Raw genomic sequence first — 24400 nt, forward strand, 5'->3', positions numbered from 1 at the left:
GCTGATCGCTATAGCGCCACACTGCGTATATTTGCCCCATGAGTTCCAGTTCCTTGTCCACCCTCTCCGGTTTGTCAACGCCTTCGCTGCCGCGCCTGACGCAGGCCCACGCTCCGCTGACCCATGCGGTGGAGGTCGTCAATGAACTGGGCGCACGGGAGGAAGTACAGATCCCCGCCGAGCGTCCGCTCACGATCTACGTGGATAAGCGCGAGCTCGTCACGCTGATGACGCTGGGTGCGCAACCAGAGCTGCTGGTGCTGGGTTATCTGCGCAATCAGCGGCTGGTCGAATCGGTGTTCGACATCGAGTCGATCACGGTCGATTGGGAGGTCCACGCCGCCGCCGTGCGCACGCGCCAGGGCATTGCACGCATCGAAGAGCGCACGGCCAGCAAGGTTGTCACCACAGGCTGCGGGCAGGGCAGTGTGTTTGGCGGGCTGATGGACGAAGTGGACCGCATCCAGTTGCCCGATGCCCGCCTGACTCAAGGCCAGCTGTACGGCATTGTGAACGCGATTCGCCTCAAGGAGACCACCTACAAGTCGTCCGGTTCGGTGCATGGCTGTGCCCTGTTCAGGGGCGAGGAATTGCTGATGTTTGTGGAAGACGTCGGCCGCCACAATGCGATTGACACCATTGCGGGCTGGATGTGGATGAATCCTGAAACGTGTTCATCAGGCGGCTGTGCGGGAGACGCAGCGACCGTTCCCATGTCGGGGGCAGACAAGGTGTTCTACACCACCGGTCGCCTCACCAGCGAGATGGTCATCAAGTCCGCGCAGATGGGGGTGCCCATCGTGGTATCCCGCAGCGGCATGACACAAATGGGCCACGCCGTGGCCCAGCAACTGGGCCTGTGCGCCATCGGGCGTGCCACCAACCGCCGGTTTGTCTGCTACAGCGGCACGCACCGCCTGGTGCTGCAGCCGGAACTGGCCCAGGCCCCAGTAGTGCCACCCGCTCGGGCTTTTGGCGAGGTGTGAGGCGACAAAGCGGGATGGCTTGCGCCCGGGCAAATTGGGGTGGTACAGAGGCCCTGGCGACGCTATACCCCATGGGCTGGACACCGCAGCGGCATCGAACCTGTCCGACCTGCTTTGGTCTGCTGCCCCTCCAAGGACATGGGCAAGGCGAAAAAAAACCGGCTCCAGAGAGCCGGCTTTTTCACGAAGCCCCAGGGCTCAGTAGCGACCGCCGCCGTAGCCGCCCGTGCCATAGCCAACGTCCGAGCGCTTGCTCGCACTGTAGCCACCGGCGTTGTAGCCACCTGCGCCGCCGCCTTCTTCGCGGGGGCGGGCCAGGTTCACCACAATCGAGCGTCCATCGACGGACATGCCGTGCAGCGCGCTGATGGCTGCCTGGGCCACTTCGGCAGACGCCATTTCCACAAAGCCGAAGCCCTTGGAACGGCCGGTTTCGCGGTCCATCATGACCTTGGCGGAGGACACGTTGCCGAACTCGGCAAAGTTGCTTTGCAGGCTGGAATCGGTCACGGAATAGGGCAGGTTGCCCACGTAGATCTTGGTGCTCATGGAAGAGCCTTTCTGAAGGTTGGCGCGCAAAGAGGGGCGCACCGTTGGGGTGCAGAAGTGTGAGCGGGAGCCCACAGCAACTGGGATGGGGGGTTGGAGCCTGCCGTCAGCAGAGCTTCAGCACACAGGGGGATGGGGCATGCACGCTTGCAGCCAGCCCTGGGTGACTGCAAAGAGCCGGGCAGCTTCGCGCGAGGCAAAGGCTTTGTCAAAACGGAACACTCGGCAGTAGCTGCCGTTGCCCTCTGAACGATGGACCGAGAAGGAGGCGCGGAAGCGGCCGCAGTCGGTCGGGTGTGTCGCGGGCGAAACGACGTATTGGCCCATGGAAATAGCGTTATTTGAAATCTGGTGCATTCGGAAACGCAGGCCAGTATCGACCTGCGTGAGCATCGAGGGACTCGGTGGGCTGCAGCTCTTCAGACCCACTGGGCGACAAGGTCGCAAAAAGGCGGCCTGCCATGGCGCGGTTGACCGCTTGGAGGCAGGCGTTGCGGTGACTGCTAGCGTTAAGAGCCGTGACTGCAACGAAGCTGAGTATATGTCATTTGTTATTTAATTTTTGTTTAATATTATTTCTGGTTTTAAAAAAGGCGATGCAAGCGCCTTGAATCCTCGTACGAAGGCCGATGGGCTCTGGCGCAATGAGGCGTTCGGCAGTCGCTCTCCATCGTCGTTGGGCCCGGCCCCGCAGCCTTTACGGCCCCGTTTCGACGGTTTCCACGGCCACAGAAGGCGTCATTACGCGATGGCATGATGCGCGCATGAAAGACCTGAACGCCAGCAGCAGCACCTGGGCCGACACGTTGCCCAGCCAGTGGGGGCCAGAACTGGCCCACACGGAGATTGAAGTTCCGTTGAGCCGGTCGCCGCAAGATGTGCCCACACCGTCTGCCATCAGGGCTGTTCCCGCAACGGAGCGCCTTTCACTGTGGGGCTGGATGCGCGAAGGATTGCGCGCAGCGCTGTTCCTGGCACCGCGCACAGGGGCTGCAGCACCCACGCCCTGGCAATTGCTGTTGTTGTCGTTGATCAGCGGCGCGTTGCTGGTGGGGGCCTCCCGGTGGCAGGTTGTGGGCCCGGCGCAGTTCAGCATGCGTGGCTGGCTGACCCCCATGTGGAGCAGCCTGGTGCTGCTGTGGCTGGCTTGGTGGGCCATGGCGCCAGCACAGCGTGCACCTGCCCCCGCGCCGGAGCTGGGTGTGCTCGGCCCCTCGGGCGGGCTGGCGGCCTGGTATGTGCTGTCGGCGTGGGCGCCACTGGCCCCTTTGCTGGTGCTCTATGCCCTGATGGGAGCGGCGGTTCACCAGCCAGAGCTGTGGAATGGGACGGTGGCGAGCATCCTTTTCTGGGTGGCCTACGGTGTGCTCACGGTATGGGTGCTGGCCACGCTGGTGGTGGTGAGTGCCCGCTTCATCCGATCGCGGGTGCGCACTGCGTTTTTTGGGGTGGCGATGGCTGTGGTGGTCGGGGTGGGCATGTGGCAGTTTCAGGACCAGCCCTGGGAGGAAGAAGCCCTGGCGGTGGCCGATGCGTCGGCCGTGTCCGCCGACGGAGCGCAGCCTCCAGAGCCTGCGCAACTGGCGCTATCGCAAGGCCTTTTTGAGGATCAGCAGCTGCTGTGGCAGCAGCAGGTGGATGCTTTGTTGCCTCAGCGTCCCGGCGTGGTGGATGTCTATGGGCTGGTGTTCGCGCCCTATGCGGATGAAAACGTGTTCCGCCGCGAAAGCACCATGGTCAGCACGCTGCTGCAGGAGCGGTTTGACGCCCAGGGCCGGGTTCTGCACCTGCTCAACCATGCAGAAACTGCCGAGACCCACCCCTGGGCGACGCCCGAGAATCTGCAACGCGCCATTGCTGCGCTGGCAGCGCGCATGGACCGCGAGCACGATGTACTGGTGATTTACATGACCTCGCACGGCGCGCGCAACCATGAGCTGGCTGCGGCGCACTGGCCGCTGCAGGTACCACCCGTGACGCCGGAGATGCTGCGTGCAGCGCTGGACGAGGCGGGTATCCGCAACCGCGTGATCGCGGTGTCCGCCTGCTTCTCGGGAGGCTGGATCGAACCGCTGGGCACCGACAGCACGCTGATCATGACGGCAGCCGATGCCACCCACACCTCTTACGGCTGCGGCAGACTGTCTGAGCTGACCTTCTTTGGCCGTGCGGTGTTTCATGAACAACTGCGCCAGACCCATTCCTTCACCGAGGCTTTTGCCAAGGCAGTGCCGCTGATCCAGCAGCGTGAGATCGAGGCAGGCAAGGCCGATGGCTTTTCGAACCCGCAGATCCGCGTGGGCAAACAGATCACCCCGGTGTTGCAGGCGCTGGAACAGCGGCTGCAGACGGAGGCACCAAACGCCTCCAGCGAAGTCCCTGCGCCTGCGACCGACGCCTCAGGACCGGCGCCGGCGACCGCTGCGGCAACCGTCCCCGCCGTAGCGCCACCGCTGCGGCCCTGACGCATTGAACACCTTCTAACACCCCACGGCCCGCCAGCCCGTTCGCTTTGCGCTAAGGTCTGCCCATGAACCTGTCTTTCCTGCGCCTTGGCTGGCGCACCCTGGCCCGGGACCTGCGCGCGGGCGAGTTGCGCCTGCTGATTGTGGCCGTCACCCTGGCAGTGGCCGCGCTCACGTCCGTGGGGTTTTTTGCCGATCGCCTGCAAGGCGGGCTGCAGCGCGATGCCCTGCAACTGCTGGGGGGTGATGCTGTCGTGGCCAGCGACAACCCAACGCCAGCAGCTTTTGTGGAGCGCGCCAAGGCGCTCGGGTTGCAGTCAGTGACCACCCTGGGCTTTCCGACCATGGGCCGCGCGAGCGATGCGCAGGGCGGCGCCAGCAAGCTGGTGGCACTCAAGAGTGTGCAGTCGGGCTACCCGCTGCGCGGCAGCCTCACGGTGGCGGATGCCCCCGGTGCGCTGGAGCAGCCGACGCGTGACATCCCGGCGCCCGGCGAGGTGTGGGTGGATGCGCCGCTGCTCGAATCGCTCAATCTCGCCATGGGCGACAAGCTGTCGCTGGGCGATGCGCAACTGCGCATCGCGCGCATCATCGTCATCGAGCCTGACCGTGGGGCGGGCTTCATGAGCTTTGCGCCGCGTGTGATGGTCAACGAACTCGACCTGCCCGCCACGGGGCTGGTGCAACCTGCCAGCCGCCTGACCTACCGCTTTGCCGTGGTCGGACCGGCATCGGCCATCAAAGCCTTCAACGATTGGGCGGTGATCGAGGCCAAGAAGCCCGCCGTGCATGGCGTGCGGGTGGAGTCGCTGGAAAGTGGCCGCCCCGAGATGCGTCAGACGCTCGACCGCGCCCAGAAATTCTTGAGCCTGGTGGCGCTGCTGGCTGCGTTGTTGTCGGCCGTGGCGGTGGCACTGGCCGCGCGCGGCTTCGCGGCTGAACACCTCGATGCCTCGGCCATGCTGCGCGTGCTGGGGCAAAGCCAGCGCACCATTGCTGGGGCCTACACCACGGAGTTCGCGCTGATTGGCCTGTTTGCCAGCGCCCTGGGTGTGGCGCTGGGCTACGTGGTGCATTACGCCTTTGTGCTGCTGCTGGCGGGATTGGTGGAATCGGCCTTGCCCCCGCCCAGCCTGTGGCCGGTGGTGTTTGGCCTGGGCATGGGGCTCACGCTGCTGTTTGCGTTTGGCTTGCCGCCGGTGCTGCAGCTGGCGCAGGTGCCGCCGTTGCGGGTGATCCGGCGTGATGTGGGGGGGCTCAAGCCCGCCTCGCTGGCAGTGCTGGGTATCGGTATTGCTGGCTTTGCCGCGCTGTTGCTGGCGGTCAGCAGTGACATCAAGCTGGGCCTGATTGCCGTGGGTGGTTTTGCCGGTGCCGTGGCGCTGTTTGCAGGCCTGTCATGGGTGGCGGTCAAGCTGCTGCGCAAGAGCGTGAACGAGAGCACGGCCCCGCGTTGGCTCGTGCTGGCCACGCGGCAGATCTCCGCGCGCCCGGCCTATGCCGTTGTGCAGGTCAGCAGCCTGGCGGTGGGCCTGCTGGCCCTGGTGCTGCTGGTCCTGCTGCGCACCGACCTCATCAGCAGCTGGCGCAAGGCGACTCCGCCCGACGCGCCCAACCGTTTTGTCATCAACGTAATGCCCGACCAGTCCGAGGCATTCCAGCAGACGCTCAAGGACAGCGGAGTGGTTCGCTACGACTGGTATCCGATGATCCGGGGCCGCCTGGTCGCCGTGAACGGCAAGCCCGTCGGGCCTGACAACTACACCGACGACCGCGCCAAGCGCCTGGTGGACCGCGAGTTCAACCTGTCGAATGCGGTGGAGGCGCCGCCCCACAACCAGGTGGTGGCAGGGCGCTGGACGCCAGGCGAGGAGGGCGCCATCAGCGTGGAAGAAGGTATCGCCCAGACGTTGGGCCTGCAGCTGGGTGACCGTTTGCAGTTCGATATGGGCGGCGTGCAGGATGAGGCCCGCATCACCAGCCTGCGCAAGGTGGACTGGGGTTCCATGCGCGCCAATTTCTTTGTGATGTACCCAGTGGCAGAGGTCAAGGATGTCCCGGTCACCTATCTGGCCGCCTACCGAGCACCCGAAACCCACGGTTTTGACAACGCATTGGTGCGCCAGTTTCCCAACATCACCAATGTGGACATGGGCGCCACCATTGCCCAGGTGCAGCGGGTGCTGGAGCAGGTGATCCGCGCGGTGGAGTTCTTGTTTGCGTTCACGCTCGCGGCCGGCCTGGTGGTGCTGTTTGCAGCCGTCACGGCCACCCGCGAAGAGCGCGCGCGTGAGTACGCCATCATGCGTGCCGTGGGGGCCCGTGCCAGCCTGCTGCGACAGGTGCAGCGGGCCGAACTGGTGGGTGTAGGCCTGCTGGCGGGCTTTCTGGCCAGCGCGGTGGCAGTGGGCGTGGGCTGGGCGTTGGCGCGTTATGTGTTTGACTTCACCTGGACTGCCGCCCCCTGGGTGCCTCTGGCAGGCGCGCTTGCGGGGGCCTTGTTGGCGCTGGCCGCAGGCTGGTGGGGCTTGCGCGAGGTACTTTTGCGCCCGGTGGTGGACACACTGAGGCGTTCTGCCGAGTAACCGTCTGGCAGACGGACGCACTTCACTGCACTGCACTGCGACAGAAAGGGAGAGAGGTCAACCGTGTGACCTCCGCCACCCGCCGATGTCGAGCACTTCCTTCGGGTGTTTGCTTCGGGTGCCTTTCTTGCCAACTGCGGGGATATTGCCCAATCAGCGATGCAACGCCCGCACGCGGCGCAAGGTGTTACGGCACCTTGCCTTGCCGACCCAGAGTTTGAATAAAAACAGCTGGTAGCGCCGAATTCATATGTGCCAACAGCTATCAAATAAATAGCAAACGCACGTCAATGCGCTGGCTGCGCATACTGCATTTTTGCCGCTCCGAGCCCGAAAAATCGCTTTTTGGGCCACCGGTGCGACAATAGAGAGCTAAATGACAAGTTCCTTTTCCAATCTATCGCTGGCTGAGCCGCTGGCGCGCGCCGTAGCCGAAATGGGCTACGAGTCCATGACGCCTATCCAGGCGCAGGCCATCCCGGTGGTGCTCACCGGCCAGGACGTGATGGGCGCTGCCCAGACCGGCACCGGCAAAACGGCCGCGTTCTCGCTGCCTTTGCTGCAGCGCCTGCTCAAGCACGAGAGCAGTTCCACATCCCCCGCCCGCCACCCTGTGCGCGCTCTGGTGCTGTTGCCCACGCGCGAGCTGGCCGACCAGGTGGCACAGCAGATCGCGCTGTACGCCAAATACACCAAGCTGCGCAGCACGGTGGTGTTTGGCGGCATGGACATGAAGCCCCAGACTATCGAGCTGAAAAAAGGCGTCGAAGTCCTGGTGGCTACGCCGGGCCGCCTGCTCGATCACATCGAAGCCAAAAACGCGGTGCTCAACCAGGTGGAGTACGTGGTGCTCGACGAGGCCGACCGCATGCTGGACATCGGTTTTTTGCCCGACCTGCAGCGCATCCTGAGCTACCTGCCCAAGCAGCGCACTACGCTGCTGTTCAGCGCCACGTTCTCGCCCGAGATCAAGCGCCTGGCGAGCAGCTACCTGCAAAACCCCATCACCATCGAAGTGGCCCGCCCGAACGAGACGGCCTCCACGGTGGAGCAGCGCTTTTACAGCGCCAACGACGACGATAAGCGCCGCGCCATCCACCAGGTGCTCAAGACGCGCGGCATCAAGCAGGCCTTCATCTTCGTGAACAGCAAGCTCGGTTGTGCCCGTCTGGCGCGCAGCCTGGAGCGCGAAGGTCTCAAGACCGCCGCGCTGCACGGCGACAAGAGCCAGGACGAGCGCCTGAAGGCGCTCGAAGCCTTCAAGAGTGGCGAAGTCGATCTGTTGGTGTGTACCGATGTGGCCGCGCGCGGCCTCGACATCAAGGACGTGCCTGCGGTGTTCAACTTCGACGTGCCTTTCAACGCAGAAGACTATGTGCACCGCATTGGCCGCACGGGTCGCGCCGGTGCGTCGGGCCTGGCCGTCACGCTGGTGTCGGGCAGCGACGCCCGCCTGGTGGCTGATATTGAGAAACTGATCAAGAAAAAGATCGATCTCGAAGCCATCGAATACGAAGAAGACCAGCCCCGTGGCCGCATCAACGACGGCCGCCGTGCCTGGCGCGAAGCCGGTGAGACGGGTGACGGGCGGGATGCGCTGCCGGCCGCTCCTGCTGCGCCACGGCGCGAGCGTGACCAGCGTATCGGCCGCGAGGGCCGCGAGCAGCACCGTGGCTTCCGCCCGGCCGTTGCCTCGCGCGATCCCTTCTTTGAGAAGCCATATGAGGCCAGCGCAGCTGCCGATGCAACCCCCGCCTGGGAAGCTGCCAAGTCAGCCCCGCGCAGCAGCGTGTCAGCCAACATCAAGCCCAAGCGCAAGGTGGCTGCGCTGTTCAAGGCCGTCCAGCCAGAGACTTCGGTGCAGTGACGAAATTCAGGCCTTTTTAGGCCTGTAGCGCTTGATGGATAAGCGCAATTAGCTATATTTTCAGTAGCAAATGAGGCCGCCTCAGCCTGAATGCAAGCGGTGGTCGGCCCGGAGGTTCGGGGCCAGCCTGCGCAACAAGGCTACATCGATAGCACCGAAGGGGACAGCCCGCCCCCCACGCTGCTGCACAAACCGCTGTGCAGCCTCCGCATCGGCAAACGCGGGCAGATTGCCCGCCCGCATCGGCCCCATGGCCGAAGACCCTGTCACGTACACCGCCTCCTGCGCGTTCAGCCAACCACCCGTACCGGTATCGGTCACATACCGGGCCACGATGGCACCGGCCGTGCGGCCTCGCGTGTAGTGGGCCACGTTGCCCAGGTACAGCATGAGGCTGAGCGGTGAGTCAAAAAAGTACGCATCCCCGTCCGCAAAAATGACCTGCGCCGCCCACGCCCGTGCGCGGGCCGGGTACATGCCACACACCGGGCAGCGCGCGTCAGCGGGCACCTCGCGGGCAGCGGCCAGGGGCTGGCCCAGCGCAGGGGCGTAGGGCGTGGGCGGTGCCACCACGCACACATCGTCGCCGATGCCCTCCAAGGCGTCGTTGCCGGACGGGCGGGGCGGAGTGCGCTGGGGCCATTGCCATGCCACCAGGCCTGCCGAGCCCAGCAGCAGGGCTGCAAGGGCTGTGCGCCGGCTGGCTGCGTGTGGGCGGGGCATCAGCGCAGGCATGGGCGGCTCACATCCGCGTGTCGTGCAGTGCCCCGCCGCTCAGGTCCACCATGGCGGGCGTGATCTCGGCAAAGCGCAGAACCTTGCCGCCATATTCAGCAGCAAACTTCTTCGCGTCGGCTTCTTGCGCAAAGCTGCCGATGGTGGGGCCCATGGAGCCGTGGCGCTTGCCGCCCACCACGTAGATGGCGGTCTTGCCGTCTATCCAGTGGCCCTGTGGTGCATTCCAGTCGGCTTTGCCCATGTCCTGCACGTACACGGCCTGCACGGCGCGCACTTGTTCGCCGGCCAGCAGGGTGCTGAACAGCTCCACCGTGTCGCAGAAGAACGAAGGCTTGTCCTGCCCCGCAAAGCGCACCTGCGCCTTGGGGCCGGGGTAGTCGGCCAGCAGCATGCCGTCGAGTTCGCAGCTGGTGGTGCGGTCGATTTCCACGGGTTTCAGGGACTGCGCGCTGTTGTCCGCCTGGCTGCAGCCGGTCAGGCCCGTGAGGCCGGTGAACGTGCCCAGCGATGCGAGGGTCGCCCAGCCCAGCAGTTGGCGCCGTGTGGCGCAGGCGCATTGGTATTGGTTGTGGGATTTGTTCGTCATGGCTTGAATCTCCAGCTCGCCAGGCCCAGAGGCACCACGATCCAGCCCGCCATCACCGCGCCCATCAGCCATGGCTTGGCCAGGGCAGGTGGCACGATGCTTGTCAGGCCGTACAGGGTGCGCACGTCGTCGAGCGAGAACACGTTGAGGATGCGGAAAACGTCGGCCGGGTTGAGCAGCAGCAGGTAGGCCATGGCCTCGCCGCCGACGCTGCCGCCTGTGGCCACCAGGGCGCCCAGCAGCAGCAGGTCAAACACCAGCACAAAAAAGAACCAGGCGGCAATCGCCAGACCGGAGGCGCGTGTGCGCTCGTGCGTGAGCACCGACAGCAGCACCGCCATGCTCAAAAAGGCCAGCCCCAGCAGCACCGAGCTGAGCATGAAGCCGCCGTAGTGGAACAGCGCAGCCCCGCTGAACTGCCGGACCAGCAGCACCGCCACCAGGCCAAACCCCGCCAGCGTCGAGAGCGTAAGCGCCGCCGCCAGCCCCAGGTACTTGCCCAGCAGCAGCTCCAGCCGCGTGATGGGCAATGACAGCAGCAGATCGAGCGAGCCGCGCTCGCGCTCGCCCACGATGGCGTCAAAGCCCAGCAGCAGCGCGATCAGCGGGATCAGGTAGATGACCAGGCTAACCAGGCTGGCGATGGTGAACTCGATGGAGCGAAAACCCACCGTGCCCTGCTGCGCGCCGCCAAAGTAGGCGATGGCCAGCGAGAACACGGTGAACACGAGCGCCACGGCCAGCACCCAGCGGTTGCGCATGCGGTCGCGGAACTCCTTGCCCGCGATGGTGAAGATTTGTTGGAATTCCATGGCTAGCCCTTGCGCAGGTCGAAGTACACATCCTCAAGCGAGGGTTCCTGGATCTGCAGGTCCTGCAGCGCGGTGCCCAGCGGTGCCAGCGCACCCAGCACGGCCATCTTGCTGCCGCGCGGGCAGTCCACATGCAGGCCTTCCGCCGTTTCCGTCCCGGTGACGCCGGGCACGGCAGAGAGCAGCCCCAGCGCGGCAGGCCGGTCGGCTGCGGCCAGCGTGAGGTGGATGGTCAACGGCATGTGCGCTTGCTCGCGCAGTGCCTGCACGCTGCCCAGGGCCTGCAGCTTGCCGGAGGCCAGGATGGCCAAGCGGTCCACGCGCTCCTGCAATTCGGCCAGGATGTGCGAAGTGATGACGATGGTCACGCCACCCGCCTGCAGCTCGCGCAGCGTGGCGTAGAAGTCGCGGATGGCCTGCGGGTCCAGGCCGTTGGTGGGCTCGTCGAGCAGCAGAACCTGGGGCTCGCCCAGCAGGGCCTGTGCAAACCCCAGGCGCTGGCGCATGCCCTTGGAGTATTCGCGCACGGCGCGGTTGCCCGCGTGGGCCAGGCCCACGCGTTCCAGCAGCGCGGGGCATTGCGTGAGGGGCGCACCCTTGAGGCGGGCGAAGAAACGCAGCGTCTCCAGCCCGTTCAGGTTGTCGTAGAGCACCACGTTCTCAGGCAGGTAGCCCAGGTGGCGGCGGGCGGCACGAAAGTCGCGGCCCTGCACCGTGGCGCCGCCCACCCGGATCTCGCCCGAGGTGGCGGGCGTGAGGCCCAGGATCATCTTGAACAGCGTGCTCTTTCCCGCGCCGTTGTGGCCGATGAGGCCAAAGATCTCGCCGCGCGCGATGCGCAGGTCGATGCCGTCCACGGCGTGCAGTGCGCCGTAGTGCTTGTGCGCGCCCCGCACCTCGATGGCGGGGGGCTCGCTCAGGTCAATGGGGGGAGGGTTGCGTGTCACGCTGAAAATTCCGTTGGGGTTGGTTCGGTTGCATGCGGGGCTTGGGGTCCACCACGGTGGGCACGCGCAGCACCGGAAACTGCTGGCCCACCAGGCGCAGTGCCTGCACGGCGGGGCTGGCCAGCAGCAGCTTGATGGTGGGGTGGCGCCAGGTCAGGCGGTCCACCATGTCGTTGGATTCGTAGGGCACATCGCCCACGCCGTTGCCGTCGCGGTCCCAGCCCAGGTAGTTGCTCCAGTGGTTGCCGCCGCCGGTGCCCCAGCGCTCGTCGCGGGCGCCCACGTAGCGCACCTGTTCGCGGTTGCCGATGAAGTCGTTGTTGTCCACCTTGTTGCGGGTGGAGCCGGCCGACAGGTGCACGCCCACCGTGTTGCGCGCCACCAGGTTGCCGCGCAAGGTGACGTACTCCACGTCGTAGATGAAGAAGCCCCGGTTGTTCTCGGCCACCACGTTGTTCTCGATCACCGAGTCCTGCATGGTGCGCAGCATGATGCCGTGGTCGGTGTTGCCCCAGGCGCGGTTGTTGCGCACCACCTGGTCGCGCACTTCCATCAGCGCCAGGCCGCCCCGGTTGTAGTAGGTGTCGTTGTCCTCCCACAGGTTGTAGTAGGAGTTCATGTAGTGCGTGCCGTAGCGGCTGTGGTGCAGCTTGTTGCCCCGGAACACGGCGTGGTGGGATACATCCACATACAGCGCGTCGCGCACAAAGCTGATGTGATTGCCCTCGATGCGTGCGCCCGTGGTGTTGTACAGCTGCACCCCGTTGCCACGCTGGGACGAGCCCACATCGCGCAGGCCGGTGATGGTGTTGTGCAGCACCTGCACGTCGTTGGCCTTCTCGATCCACAAGCCGAACAGGTTGTAGGTGAGGTCGTTGTGGCGCACCACGGCACGGTGGGCACCGGGGTAGAGGTAGATGCCCGCGTTCTGGTCCTTGAGGCTGGTGCCCGAGTCGCGCACGATCAGGCCCTCGATCACCACGTCGGGCGCGGTGACGCGGATGGTGTCGCCCTGCTGCCCGCCGCTGAGGGTGGGGCGGTCGATGCCGCGCAGGGTCAGGGCTTTGTCGATGCGCAGGTTCACACGGTAGGCGCCGCGCAGCACCTCCACCGTGTCGCCCGGTTTGGCGGCCTGGATGGCAGCCTGCAGGTCTTGCCCGGGGAGCACCTGCACGGTGGCAGCGTGGGCGGGCAGGGCCAGCAGGCACGCAGCCAGCGCCACGAATGCGGTGAATGCGGTGGCAGCAAGGGGAGGCTTCATCACGCCAATCCCACCACGGCCTTGATGGCCAGGAAGAGTGCTGCGCCGATCAGCAGGTTCTTGAAGCCCACGTAGCTCAGCATGTCCATCACGCCCGCCCGGCGGTACTGGCCCTGCCACCACGGGCCGTCCTTCACATAGCGCTTGCCCGACAGTCGGATCAGCACCTCGTACACGCTCCAGCCAAACCACCAGCCGATGATGGCGCCCGATGACAGCGAGCCCAGGGCGGTCAACACCCAGGCCACGCTGGCGGCGACGGCCAGCGAGAAGCCTGCGATCTGCAGCGCGCGCCGCGAGGCCCAGCCTTCGCGGCTCCAGGGCCACAGGTGGTCTACCAGCTCAAGAACGACCCAGCGCAGGCCTTTGGCGTCGGCCTTGTGTGCGAGCAGTGCTGGCGTGGTGGGCATGCGTGGGTCCGGCCCCTGGGCAGCCTTGGCCGAAATCTGGTCTTGCACCGTGGCGGGGTGGATCGGGATGAAGTAGCCGTTGGCGCCGATGGGCGTGATCTCCAGGCCATCCTTTTCGCGGCGCTTGCGCTCTTTTGCCAGGGGCGGGCAGCCCTTGGTGTCGGTGTAGAGCACCATGCAGTCCAGGCAATGCAGGCATTCGCGGTGGTCGATACGGCCATCGGCGTCAATCGCCTGGGCGCCGCAGCCCACGGCGCAGGCCTTGCAGCTGTTGCAGTCCTGCTTGCGCTTGAGGCCAAACCAGCGGAACGTGCTGGGCATGGCCAGCGAGGCGCCCAGCGGGCAAATGTATTTGCAATAGGGCCGCTCGATGAAGATCGACACGCCCAGTATGGCGGCCACAAACAGGCCATAGGGCCAGGCGCGGTTCAGCGCGCCCACCAGGAAGGTGGTCTTGAAGGGTTCCACCTCGGCCAGCTTTTCGGCCAGGCCCATCGAGAACATCGACACCGCGAGCAACCCGAAGAACACCGCGTACTTGACCCACTTGAGCCGGTCGTGCCACTTCTGCGGCAGCTGGGTCTGAAAGCGCTTGAGGCCCAGGACGCGCGCGATCTTGTAGATGCCCTCCTGCAGCGAGCCAAACGGGCACATCCAGCCGCAGAACAACCCGCGCCCGAACAGGAACACGGTGACGATGATGAAGATCCAGAACAGGAAGATGAACGGGTCGGACAGGAACAGCGACCAAGTCCACTGGAACAGCAGCGAATGGAACCAGGTCAGCACCTGCGTGATGGAGGGCTGCGCCATGGCGCCAAAACCGATCCAGCCAATGCTGAGGGCCCAGAAGCTGTACTTGAAGGCGTTGACCGGCCACTTGTTCTTGTGGGTGGACAGGCGCGTGAGCTTCTCGCGCAGGGCGTACACCACGCTCACGGCGATCAACAGCACGGCGAACAGTGCAATCTCTACCGCACGCGACTTCCACACGCGCACCCAGGGGGCATCAGGCTCGTCGATGGTCGGGCGCCCTCCTTGCAGCATGGCGGCGGGCAGCCAGTAGGGCGTGTCGAAGCTGGTGAAGCTGCGAGTGCCCGTGGCACGGTCCACGCGGTTGCCCAGAAAGCTCAGCTTCCAGGGGTAGGCGGCTGAGAACGCGTGTGAGCGGATGATGAAGATGACCGACTCGTTGTAGCTGGGTGCGCCTGCGGCCTCGATGCCGTACAGGTTGAGCGCGTCCAGGTCGCGGAAGGTGAACGAATCTGCGCCTTGGCGTACCTGCACGCGGTCGTAGATGCCGCCGCGCACAAAGCCCGAGCCCTTGAACGATTCCTTGCCGCCGGTGCGGACGATGAAGAAGGCGTGTTCGCCCTCCTTGAGCTGCAGGCGCAGGTTGTTCCAACCGTTCTCGCCCAGCACGCTTTTGCCGATGTCTGGGTGGTTCAGGTCGCCAAACCACAGCTCGATGAACGGGTCGGGGCCCTTGTCCAGGCCCACCTGTTCGGGCAGCACCCGCAGGCGTTGTACGGTGCCTTGTTGCACCAGCTCGGCCCAGCTCAGGCGCTTGCCGGTTTCGGCATAGCGTGCGGGCTCGCGCACCGCGGGTGCGAGGATGCCCACCTGCCGCGCCACGGCGGAGCCCGAGGCCATCATGACCTGGTTCTGCGCGATCACGGTGACGGTGGCACCCGAGATGGCGTCCAGGCCCAGCACGTTTTCATCAGGGCGCGACTGGCCCACCTCGATCTTGTCGGCCACCGACTTGCCCAGGTACTGGGCGTTGAACTTGAGCAGTGCGGATTCAGGGATGCCCAGCAGCAGGATGGGCTCGGAATGCTTGAGCACCTTCACGCCCACGAAGCGACCTTGTGTGTCCATGCCGATCAGCGTGACCACAGGCTTGCCCGAGTAGGCCGGGGTGTCGGTGATGTCGGTGGAGAGCATCACATAGCCCAGCAGCTTCTTTTGGGCACCGTCGTTGTCGTAGGCCTCTACATAGGGCGGCTGCCCCTTGCGCTCGGAAAAGTGGCCCGCCCCCGGGAACACATCCTTGCAGGGCACCAGTGCGCACATTTCGCGCGCGCTGGCCAGTTCGGCGGGCAGCTCGGCCTCGTAGGCGCCTGCTGCGGCATGGGCGCGCGGCGCCAGCCAAAGTGCTGCCAACAAGACCAGAAGAAGCGTGGCGAACTGCCGACGGAGGGAAATCATGAGACTATCTTTTTGATAGCTGTTAGCGCTTATCTATCAAGCGCTAGCGGCCAATTTTGTTCAAATTGGGGCGCAGTCGTCACAACTGGCGCGCCCCAGACCAGGGATGCAGAGCAAGGGCCGCCCCGCAGCGAGTGCATCGTCCCCCTTCCCGAATCGCGCAGCGATTCGAGAGAAGGGGGAAGGCGCGGTAGCGCCTCAGGGGGATCGCCCCATCAAGCTTCCACAATCATCCGAGTGCGCATTTCCAGGTGGAGTGCATGGCAGAAGTGCGTGCAGTAGCACCAGAACACACCGGGCTTGTCGGCCACAAAGCTCACCGACTTGGTCTCCAGCGGGTTCACGATGAAGTTCACGTTGTAGTTCGGAATCGCAAAGCCGTGGGTCAAGTCTTCGATCTTGTCCAGGTTGGTCAGGATCAGCGTGACCTCGTCACCCTTCTTGAGCTTGAACTCGCGCAGGCTAAAGGCCGGGGCTTGCGAGGTCATCTTCACGGTGACCTTCTTGCCATTGCGGAACACGCCGGACTCCTTGGGGTCCTTGACGGCCAGCGGGAACTCGTCGAGCGTGTAGACCTGCTTGGGGCGCACCAGGTCGCGCTTGAAGATGATGAAGTCATGAGGCTCGCCACGCACGGGGTGGTCGGCCAGCAGCACCATCTTCTCGCCCGAGATGTCGATGAGCTGTTCGTTCTCGGGGTGCAGCGGGCCCACGGGCAGGAAGCGGTCCTTGGAGAACTTGCAACCCACGGCCAGGATCTTGCCGTCGGCGGCCTTGGTTTCGGACTGCGACGCGTTCAAGTGGCCGGGCTGGTATTGCACATCGAGGCGGTCCACCACGTACTTGGCGGTCTTGTCGCCCGCGTGGAACTTGATGGCGGCTTCCACGTTCCACTTCACGACCTGGCTGTCCAGGAACAGGGTGGTGTAGGCATTGCCACGGCCGTCGAACGCGGTGTGCAGTGGGCCCAGGCCCAGCTCCACTTCGGCCACGATGGCGGAGTCCAGCTTTTCGAGCTTGCCGTCAAAGTAGTCGAGCACCTTGGCCAGCTCGATCACGGTGCCGGTGGGCGAGAGCTTGCCGGCGCAGATGAAGTACTTGCCATCGGGGCTGGCGTTCACGCCGTGCGGGTTCTTGGGCACAGACACATAGGCCGTGAGGGCGGTCTTGGGGTCCTTGTTGGCTTCGTGCGTGCCGTCCACCACAGGCACCTTGCTGGTGCCGATGGTCTTGAACTTGCCAGCCTTCACGGCGGCCTCGATACGGCCCACGTTGAAGAACAGGCATGCGTCGCGCTCGGCGGACATCATGTCCTCGTACTTCGCGCCCATCTCGGTGTTGTACTGGTTGGTGGCGGCCAGCTTGCCGTCGTACGACGTGGCGACCAGGTCGCAGTTGCCGTCGATCAGCACTTGCCAGCGCACTTCCATGGTTTCTGCGTCCACGCAGCTGAACATGGAGCGGTACTTGGTGGAGTCTTCGGTGCCCGTGTTGGGCAGGGGAATGGCGAACTCACCGCCGCAAAACACGCGTGTGGTGTAGTTGATGGCGGGGTCCACCGGGTCTGCCTTGTCCGGGAAGATGCCGTGAAAGCCCTGCACGTTGGGCAGCTTGGTGATCTTGTCGCACACGAAGTAATCGAGGCGGATGCGCGCGATGCGGCTGTTGATCTTGTCGTTGATCCAGGCGTAGCGGCCGTCGTAGTTGCCATCCTTGTACGAGGCGTGGGTGTGGTGGGTGTCGGCCACCGTGTATTCGAGGTGACCATCGGCCTTGGTGCCCATCACGGCCTTGGATTCATTGGTGATGCCCCAGCCCACCAGGGCGTCAGGCACGAAGCAGGGGATGCGTGTGATTTCGCGGCCGGAGGGCAGGCCCAGCACGCGCATGTCGCCCGTGTGGCCGCCGCTCCAGAGACCGTAGTAGGTGTCCAGCTCGCCGGGCTTGAGGTGCACGTTGGCGCCAGCGGCGGCATGGCTGGCCGCAGGCGCTGCCGGGGCGGGTGCCGCAGGCGTTGCAGCGCTGGGCTTATCGTTGCAGGCGGCTACGCCTGCGGTCAACCCGACCAGGGCGGCTGTGTTGATGAAACTGCGTCGGCCCAGGCCAGCAGCGGGAAGGGGACTGTCTTTTCTCTCGGTCATGGTTTTCCTCTTTGGGATCGCTCAGTTGAAAAGGGGTGGTGCGCGTGCAGGAGGGCTGAGCGCCACCTCTGTGCGTGCGGAAAGTGGTGTGTGAAAGCGGGGCTGGAAGGTGGGGGCTGCGGCAGTGGTGGTTGCTGCGAGTGGGGTGGTGGGTGGCGTGTCGGCCGCCAGGCACAAAGGGCAATCGAGGCCGATCGCATCTGCCGCCACCAAGCCTTCGGTGGTCTTCACCACCAGCCGGACACCACCGCTACCAGAGCCAGAACAGACCAGCTCCATGCCCCGTGGCGCTACCAGCGGCGAAGCCACCGCTACACCCAGCGCCATCAAAAACCACGCCAGCACCCAAAGGCGCAGTCTTCGCAGGGTGTGATGGTTTTGCATGGCATGGATAATAGATTCACGTAATATGAATCAATTTGATCTGGATCATGCTTTGGAGGGGCCGGCATCTGCCCAAAAGTGCCTCTTGCACCTACAGTCAATGCACCGGTCTGAGGCGGTGCCCGTGTAATGCCCGCAGGGGTTTTTCCGGCCACGTCCTGGACGCATTTCGTCGCGTTTCTCGCGCAGCCACAGGCCCTCTCAGATATTTGTTAACCCCCAAGAACAGGATGTATGCGATGCAAAAGAAAACCGTGATGGTCGCCGTAGCGATCTTGGCCGCACTGCTGGCCGGTTGTGGCGACAAGAAGTCGGAACCCACGCCAGCTGCTGCACCTGCGGCTGTCACAGCCCCAGCGCCCGCAGCGGCCCCCGCCGCACCGGCTGCCGCAGAGAACGAACTGGGAAAAAGTGTGTTTGGCAAGACCTGCGCCATGTGCCATGCCGCTGGCGTGGCCGGTGCCCCCAAGCCGGGCGACAAGGCCGACTGGGGCCCGCGCATTGCCCAGGGCAAGGACACGCTGTACAAGCACGCGATCGAGGGCTTTACCGGGGCCAAGGGCATGATGCCCGCCAAGGGGGGCTCTGCCAATCTGACCGACGCCGAGGTCAAGGCCGCCGTGGATTACATGGCCGACAAGTCGCTCTGAGCGGAGGCACCATGCAGCAAGCTTCTCTGCCCCCTCAGGGTCTGTCGCGCCGTCGCATGGTGATGGCGCTGCCCTTGCTGGGTGGTGCGGTCTGGGGTGGTGGCGCGTCTGCGGCCGCACGGGTGATGTCTGAGCGCAGCTCGCGTCCCCTGATGGGCACGCAGGTGGATATGGCGGTGGAGGGCGTTGATGGCCCGCAGCTGCGCCGCGCCATGGACCGGGCCTATGCAGAGATGCAGAGGCTGGAGGCGCTCATGAGCCGCTACCAACCCCGCAGCGTGGTCAGTCGCATCAACCTGGCGGCGGGCATCGTGCCTGTGGCGGTTCCGCCCGAAGTCATGGCGGTGCTGCAGAGCGCCCAGCGTGTGTCGGCGGTGAGCCGTGGTGCCTTTGACGTGACGGTGGGGGCTTTCAAGTCCTGGAACTTTGGTCCCGGCGACAAGGTGGTTCCCGGCGCCAGCGAAATCGCGCGGCAACTGCCCCTGGTGGATGCGCGCAGCCTGATGCTGGACGTGGCCGCTGGCACTGCCTTCCTGGCCCGCCAGGGCATGGCGCTGGACCTGGGCGGCATCGCCAAGCTACCGATCCTGGAAGCTGGCATGAACATGCTGCGCTCCGAAGGGGTTGAGAACGCCATGATCAACGGTGGTGGTGACGTGCTGACCCACGGGCTGTGGCAAGGCAGGCCCTGGCGTGTGGGGCTGCGCGACCCGCGTTCCCCCGAGCGCCTGCTGGGTGTGGTGGCCGTGGCGGGCGCCGGTGTGGTGGCCTCGTCGGGCGACTATGAGCGCTTCTTCTTCCACCAAGGCCAGCGCCAGCACCATGTGCTCAATCCGCGCACAGGGCGCCCGGCATCGGGCGTACATGGCGTGAGCCTGGTGGCGCGCGATGTGGCGGCCGTCAACGGACTGGGTGCCGCGCTGATGGTGCAGGGCCCGCAGGCGGGCCGGGTACTGGCGCAGCGCATGCCGGGGCTGGCCGTGCTGATCGCCGGGCAGGACGGTGGTGTCTGGCAGTCCACCGCCATGTCGGCCCTGCTGGAACCTGTGCCGTCCTGAGCCTGTTGCGGTTTGTTCAGCCAGGGGCCTGGGCTTGCTCGCAGTGCACCTGCAGCAGCTCGCGTTCGGCCAGCGTCGCGCCAAAACGCACGGCGCTCAGGCAGCCGCCCCACACGCAGCCGGTGTCCAGGCCCAGAAGGTCGCTGCGGTTGAGCCAGCCCAGCGTGGACCAGTGGCCAAAAGCCATCAGCGTGCCGGCGGTGCGCCGTTCTGGCGCGTCAAACCATGGCATCAGGCCTTCAGGGGCTGCGCTGGCGCTCTCAGTGCTTTCAAAATCCATCACACCCTCGGAGGAGCAAAAGCGCATACGCGTCAGTGCGTTCACGATCACACGCAGCCGGTCGGAGCCTGTGAGGGCATCGTTCCAGTGGTCCGGCGTGTTGCCGTACATGCTGTGCAAGAAGGTGGGCAGGTCCGGGCTGCGCAGCACGGCGTGGACCTCCTGCGCGCGTTCCAGGGTGTCTGCTGCAGTCCAGGCGGGTACCACGCCCGCATGCACCATCAGCAGGGTCTGGCCGGCATGCTCATGGGTCCGCGCCAGTGGCTGGTGGCGCAGCCAGTCGAGCAAGGCGCTGCGGTCTGGGGCATCCAGCACGGACGCCAGGGTATCGCGGCGCGATGGCTTGCGCGCACCGTGTGCGGCGGCCAGCAAGTGCAGGTCATGGTTGCCCAGCAGGCAGCGGATGGCATCGCCATGTTGCATGCAGCGGCGCAGCACAGCGGCAGAGTCAGGCCCCCGGTTGACAAGGTCCCCCAGCAGGTACACCGTGTCACGGCTGGCAGAAAAGCCGATGGTGTCCAGCAGGCGGCCCAGCGCGGCGTCGCAGCCCTGGATGTCGCCGATACAGTAAAGTGCCATGATGGTCTTCGGTTGTGAACCTGATTGAGTGAAGCATGGATTTTCTGCTGATCGCGCTGCTGACCCTGCTCAACGGCGTGTTCGCGATGTCCGAACTGGCGCTGGCGTCAAGCCGCAGGTCGCGTTTGACCGCCATGGCCGAAGCGGGTGACAAGGGCGCTCAGGCCGCTCTTGCGCTGCTCGAGAACCCCACGCAGTTTTTGTCCTCGGTGCAAGTGGGCATCACCTCCATCGGCATGCTCAATGGAATCCTCGGTGAGGCTGCATTCAGCGACGACCTGGGGCTGTGGCTGCAGCAGCTGGGCATGCCCGTGCGGGCCGCCAGCATCACCGCCACCGCTCTGGTGGTGACCGTCATCACCTTCGTCACCATCGTGTTTGGCGAGCTGGTGCCCAAACGCATCGGCCAGCTCTATCCGGAGGCGGTGTCCCGCCTGGTGGCGCGGCCCATGGCCTGGGTGGCCCGGGTGGCCAAGCCTTTTGTGCGCCTGTTGTCGCTCTCGACCCAAGGGGTGCTGCGCCTGATGCGGGTGGACAACACAGCGGGGCGCTCTGTCACGGAAGAAGAAATCGTCGCCAGCCTCGAAGAAGGGCGCGAGGCCGGTGTGATCGAGCACCATGAGCACCAGATGGTGCAAAACGTCTTTCGCCTGGACGACCGGCCGCTGACCTCGCTGATGGTGCCGCGCAGTGATGTGGGCTGGCTCGATGCGGGGTGGTCGGTGTCGCAGGGCTTGCAGCAGGCAGGCCGTGGCGGCGAGCATGCCGCGCATTCGTGGTACCCCGTGTGTCGCAACTCTCTGGACGAGGTGGTGGGCATTGTGAGCGTGGCCCGTTTGCTGGAGCTGGGACCCGATGCGCCCGGCACGCTGGAGCAGTACGTGAAGCCCGCAGCCTTTTTGCCCGAGACCTTGAGCGGCATGGAGCTGCTCGAGCAGTTTCGCGCGCGTTCGGGGCGCATGGTGTTTGTGGTGGACGAATATGGTGTGGTGCAGGGCATCATGACCCCGCACGATCTGCTCGAAGCCATTACCGGTGAATTGCAGCCTGGCGCTGCCGCCGACGCCTGGGCCACACCGCGTGGTGATGGCGCGTGGCTGCTGGATGGGCTGATGCCTGTGTCCGAACTCAAGGCGCGTCTGGATATTCGGGATCTGTCCGAGGAAGACCGTGGGCGCTATAACACCCTGGCAGGGTTTTTGATGGCAGAAACCGGGCATTTACCTGCCGTAGGCGAACAGATTGTGTGCGTCGGCTGGATATTCGAGGTGCTGGCCCTGGAGGGCAAACGCATTGACAGGGTATTGGCACAACCCGACAGCATCCTCTGAAGCCGTTATGGCTCCCTGGACCAGTGGCTGGCTCGGGAGTGAATATGACTGGCAGCATTTTGTGGTTTCTTAATGCAAAATTTTTATCCCGACGTTTGCTGAGGGCGGTTATCCATATAATCGCGTGGTCACCAACCCCATTTTCTTATTCAGACACCATGACCAGCTACAAAGAACTTTTGAAGCAGCGTGAAGCGCTTGAGCAACAAATCAGCGAAGCCCGTCGCCGAGAATTGTCGGACGCTGTTTCCCAAGTGCGCGCCTTGGTGGCCGAATATGGTCTGACCGCCCAGGATGTGTTTCCTGCAGGCAAGGCCGCAGGGAAAACTGGCCGCAGCTCTACCGCAGGCACCAAAGTGGCCCCCAAATACCGCGACCCGGCGACTGGCCAGACATGGACCGGCCGTGGCAAGGCGCCCAAGTGGATTCAGAACGAAAACCGCGAAAAGTTCGCCATCTGAGAATCGGCATTCGCTGCACTCAAAAAAATAGCCCGCAACTGCGGGCTATTTTTTTGGGTGGCCTGGCATGGGGCGCCGAACTACCCAGCCTGGCCCAGCATCTGGATCCTTCATACATCGCTGGCGACACAAAATCTGCGCCCTGCATTCACTGGGTGGATACCGCAAAATCACGCTATCCCGCCAGCCACTGCCCACGGAACCCAAAAATTCGGTCCGCGTGTTGTTGTTCAACGCACCCCAGGCAGTCAATCCGCAGCATATTGCTGCGCCATCTCCCGCAGTACCTGGGCAGTAAATGCGTCGGCCGGGAAAAACGATTCCACCGCCAGCTCCTGCAGCGTCACATCCACTGGAGTGCCGAATATCGTCGTAGTGCTGATGAGCGACAGCATGCCGTGCATGCTATTGAAACAAAACGGCATCACCACACCCAGCATTTCTCCCGCCATCACGAGCGGTGTGGATTCATCGGGCGCGGGGTATTCCAGCAGTTCGGCCTGCAGGGCCAGCAATGCCGGGTCCCCCGTGGCATGAATTTGCTGGCGCAGGCGCTCGAAGAGATGGTGGCGCCATTGCGCCAGATTGGCGATGCGTGACGCCAGGCCGTCGGGGTGCAGGCTCAGGCGGAACACGTTGATGGGGGGCGCGAGCAGTTCAGGGCTCACATGCGCGGCCAGCAAGGCCTGCGCTGTGCGGTTGGCAGCCACCACATTCCAGCAGCGGTCGAGTGCGATGGCGGGGCAGGGCTCATGGCCCTTGAGCACCAGCTCGACGGCCTGGCGCGCTGCGGTCAGTGCCGGGTCGTCCAGCGCGCGTTCTCGGTACATGGGGGCGTAGCCGGCTGCCACCAGCAGTGCGTTGCGTTCGCGCAGCGGGATGGCCAGGCGCTCGCACAGGCGCAGCACCATGTCGCGGCTGGGATTGGTGCGGCCGGTTTCCATGAAGCTCACGTGCCGCGTGGAGATGTCTGCCTCGTCGGCCAGCTCCAGCTGGCTCAGGTGCCGCTGCTGGCGCCAGGTGCGCAGGTGGTCACCAAAACTGGCGGGCCCCGCTGCTGCAGTGCGGTGCGGCAGCGGATGACGCGGGGTGCGGCGAGAAGGGGTGGAGGGTGCGGACGTCATGCCTCGCATCCTAGGCCCAACCAGGCCGCAGACCATTACCTGCCATGTCATCGACGCCATGCGCCGCAGCGGCAACGATGCAGCCTTCTTCAACCCCCAAGGAGCTTGCCATGTTGAACCTGTTGTCTTCCCCCTCCCTTTTGCGTGCCGTGGTCTGGTTCGATGCGTCCACCGGGCTGCTGCTGGGCGCCTTGCATCTGCTGCTGACGGCGTCGCTGGCCGAATGGCTGGGGCTGCCGCACGGACTGCTGGTGGTGTCCGGCGTTTTGCTGCTGGGCTACGCAGCACTGGCCACCCGCATTGCCCGCGCGCGCACCATGCCGCGCGGAGGGCTGTCGGCGCTGATCGCTGCCAACTTTGGATGGGCGTTGGCCAGCCTGGTGCTGCTGCTCGGTAACGCCGTGGCACCCACGTTGCTGGGCCAGGCGTACCTGGTGGTGCACGTGGTCTCGGTGGCGCTCATTGCGGAGCTGCAGTGGATGGGTGTGCGCCGCCTGCCTGCTTGGGCTGCCGCTTAGTTCTTTTGCGCTATATATTTGATAGCTATTGAGGCATAAGGATGTAGCGCTTGGGCGGTTTTTTCCGCAAAATTGGTGAAAAGAGCGTCGTATGAGCCTCTGCGCCAGGGCGGCGGGGCACAGCGGCATACCCCCAACGATTGCGCCGTCATGGGGGACTGCCAGAATAGACGCTGTTGCCTTTTCTAGGAGTTCGCCATGGCCTCATCGTCCAAGCCGCTAGCCAAACCGTCGTCCAAGCCCGTACGCCACGCCTTTGCCAACACGCTCAAGGGCTTCAAAACGGCGTCGGGCAAGGAGGGCAAGTTCTACTCCCTGCCCGCGCTGGCCAAGCAGTTTCCGCAGATCCAGCGCCTGCCCGTGTCGATCCGCATCGTGCTCGAATCGGTGCTGCGCAACTGCGATGGGCGCAAGGTGACGGCTGAGCATGTGCAGCAGCTGGCGCACTGGCAGCCCC

General features: G+C 64.8%; 22 protein-coding genes. 10 read left to right on the forward strand and 12 right to left on the reverse strand.

All coding sequences use genetic code 11. The annotated features are described in order from the left end of the window. Positions 1 to 38: 38 nt before the first annotated feature. Positions 39 to 986, forward strand: a complete 948-nt coding sequence (locus ISS20_RS12615; protein WP_291437063.1) for a formate dehydrogenase accessory sulfurtransferase FdhD — start codon at positions 39 to 41, stop codon at positions 984 to 986. A gap of 198 nt (positions 987 to 1184) precedes the next feature. Here the strand turns inward: ISS20_RS12615 and ISS20_RS12620 are convergent, their stop codons facing one another. Together ISS20_RS12620 and ISS20_RS12625 are read right to left on the reverse strand one after the other, a co-directional pair. Then, complete coding sequence (locus ISS20_RS12620; protein WP_291437065.1) at positions 1185 to 1535, reverse strand: RNA-binding protein; 351 nt, start codon at positions 1533 to 1535, stop codon at positions 1185 to 1187. Between the two features lie 117 nt (positions 1536 to 1652). After that, positions 1653 to 1862, reverse strand: a complete 210-nt coding sequence (locus ISS20_RS12625) for a hypothetical protein (protein WP_291437105.1) — start codon at positions 1860 to 1862, stop codon at positions 1653 to 1655. Between the two features lie 437 nt (positions 1863 to 2299). On the opposite strand from ISS20_RS12625, the gene ISS20_RS12630 reads away from it, so the two are divergent. From ISS20_RS12630 to ISS20_RS12640, 3 genes are all read left to right on the forward strand, one after another. After that, positions 2300 to 4000, forward strand: a complete 1701-nt coding sequence (locus tag ISS20_RS12630; protein WP_291437067.1) for a C13 family peptidase — start codon at positions 2300 to 2302, stop codon at positions 3998 to 4000. Positions 4001 to 4065: 65 nt separating this feature from the next. Next, entirely contained in the window at positions 4066 to 6585 is a 2520-nt protein-coding gene (locus ISS20_RS12635) for an FtsX-like permease family protein (protein ID WP_291437069.1), read from the forward strand. A gap of 376 nt (positions 6586 to 6961) precedes the next feature. Next, positions 6962 to 8452 (forward strand): DEAD/DEAH box helicase, encoded by a 1491-nt coding sequence (locus tag ISS20_RS12640; RefSeq protein WP_291437071.1) that lies wholly within the window; start codon positions 6962 to 6964, stop codon positions 8450 to 8452. Between the two features lie 81 nt (positions 8453 to 8533). On the opposite strand, the gene ISS20_RS12645 is transcribed toward ISS20_RS12640, so the two are convergent. From ISS20_RS12645 to ISS20_RS12680, 8 genes are all read right to left on the reverse strand, one after another. Beyond that, positions 8534 to 9175, reverse strand: a complete 642-nt coding sequence (locus ISS20_RS12645; protein WP_291437073.1) for a nitrous oxide reductase accessory protein NosL — start codon at positions 9173 to 9175, stop codon at positions 8534 to 8536. 19 nt (positions 9176 to 9194) lie between these two features. Further along, positions 9195 to 9776: a nitrous oxide reductase accessory protein NosL gene (locus ISS20_RS12650; RefSeq protein WP_291437075.1), complete on the reverse strand. Its 582-nt coding sequence runs from the start codon at positions 9774 to 9776 to the stop codon at positions 9195 to 9197. Further along, positions 9773 to 10588: an ABC transporter permease subunit gene (locus ISS20_RS12655; RefSeq protein ID WP_057228618.1), complete on the reverse strand. Its 816-nt coding sequence runs from the start codon at positions 10586 to 10588 to the stop codon at positions 9773 to 9775. The genes ISS20_RS12650 and ISS20_RS12655 overlap by 4 nt, the downstream gene beginning before the upstream one ends. Before the next feature lie 2 nt (positions 10589 to 10590). Beyond that, positions 10591 to 11535: an ABC transporter ATP-binding protein gene (locus ISS20_RS12660; protein ID WP_082565034.1), complete on the reverse strand. Its 945-nt coding sequence runs from the start codon at positions 11533 to 11535 to the stop codon at positions 10591 to 10593. Continuing rightward, a complete protein-coding gene (locus tag ISS20_RS12665; RefSeq protein WP_291437084.1) occupies positions 11510 to 12796 on the reverse strand; it encodes a nitrous oxide reductase family maturation protein NosD in 1287 nt (428 codons plus the stop codon). The genes ISS20_RS12660 and ISS20_RS12665 overlap by 26 nt, the downstream gene beginning before the upstream one ends. Further along, positions 12796 to 15417, reverse strand: a complete 2622-nt coding sequence (locus ISS20_RS12670) for a NosR/NirI family protein (protein WP_291437086.1) — start codon at positions 15415 to 15417, stop codon at positions 12796 to 12798. Before ISS20_RS12670 ends, ISS20_RS12665 begins: the two co-directional genes overlap by 1 nt. 215 nt (positions 15418 to 15632) lie before the next feature. After that, entirely contained in the window at positions 15633 to 17558 is a 1926-nt protein-coding gene (gene nosZ, locus ISS20_RS12675; RefSeq protein ID WP_291437087.1) for a TAT-dependent nitrous-oxide reductase, read from the reverse strand. A 21-nt stretch (positions 17559 to 17579) separates the two neighbouring features. After that, positions 17580 to 17942: a hypothetical protein gene (locus ISS20_RS12680; protein WP_291437089.1), complete on the reverse strand. Its 363-nt coding sequence runs from the start codon at positions 17940 to 17942 to the stop codon at positions 17580 to 17582. 239 nt (positions 17943 to 18181) lie between these two features. Between ISS20_RS12680 and ISS20_RS12685 the strand changes: the two genes are divergently transcribed. Beyond that, positions 18182 to 18592 (forward strand): c-type cytochrome, encoded by a 411-nt coding sequence (locus ISS20_RS12685; protein ID WP_291437091.1) that lies wholly within the window; start codon positions 18182 to 18184, stop codon positions 18590 to 18592. An 11-nt stretch (positions 18593 to 18603) separates the two neighbouring features. Then, complete coding sequence (locus tag ISS20_RS12690; protein WP_291437093.1) at positions 18604 to 19650, forward strand: FAD:protein FMN transferase; 1047 nt, start codon at positions 18604 to 18606, stop codon at positions 19648 to 19650. Between the two features lie 16 nt (positions 19651 to 19666). Here the strand turns inward: ISS20_RS12690 and ISS20_RS12695 are convergent, their stop codons facing one another. Then, positions 19667 to 20509 (reverse strand): symmetrical bis(5'-nucleosyl)-tetraphosphatase, encoded by an 843-nt coding sequence (locus tag ISS20_RS12695; protein WP_291437094.1) that lies wholly within the window; start codon positions 20507 to 20509, stop codon positions 19667 to 19669. A gap of 35 nt (positions 20510 to 20544) precedes the next feature. Here ISS20_RS12695 and ISS20_RS12700 point away from each other — a divergent pair, with 35 nt between their 5' ends. Together ISS20_RS12700 and ISS20_RS12705 are read left to right on the forward strand one after the other, a co-directional pair. After that, positions 20545 to 21840 carry a hemolysin family protein gene (locus ISS20_RS12700; protein ID WP_291437096.1) on the forward strand — a complete coding sequence of 432 codons (1296 nt, stop codon included), beginning with the start codon at positions 20545 to 20547 and terminating at the stop codon, positions 21838 to 21840. A gap of 158 nt (positions 21841 to 21998) precedes the next feature. Continuing rightward, the gene (locus ISS20_RS12705; protein ID WP_056058651.1) at positions 21999 to 22301 is read left to right on the forward strand and encodes an H-NS histone family protein; all 303 of its coding nucleotides are present in this window, start codon (positions 21999 to 22001) and stop codon (positions 22299 to 22301) included. Between the two features lie 248 nt (positions 22302 to 22549). On the opposite strand, the gene ISS20_RS12710 is transcribed toward ISS20_RS12705, so the two are convergent. Then, a complete protein-coding gene (locus ISS20_RS12710; protein ID WP_291437098.1) occupies positions 22550 to 23425 on the reverse strand; it encodes a helix-turn-helix transcriptional regulator in 876 nt (291 codons plus the stop codon). 110 nt (positions 23426 to 23535) lie between these two features. Here ISS20_RS12710 and ISS20_RS12715 point away from each other — a divergent pair, with 110 nt between their 5' ends. Continuing rightward, positions 23536 to 23943 carry a hypothetical protein gene (locus ISS20_RS12715; RefSeq protein WP_291437101.1) on the forward strand — a complete coding sequence of 136 codons (408 nt, stop codon included), beginning with the start codon at positions 23536 to 23538 and terminating at the stop codon, positions 23941 to 23943. A gap of 198 nt (positions 23944 to 24141) precedes the next feature. Beyond that, on the forward strand, positions 24142 to 24400 hold a 259-nt coding region (locus tag ISS20_RS12720; RefSeq protein WP_291437103.1), incomplete at its 3' end, for a hypothetical protein.

Source organism: Acidovorax sp., assembly GCF_016783915.1.
GTDB lineage: Bacteria > Pseudomonadota > Gammaproteobacteria > Burkholderiales > Burkholderiaceae_C > Acidovorax.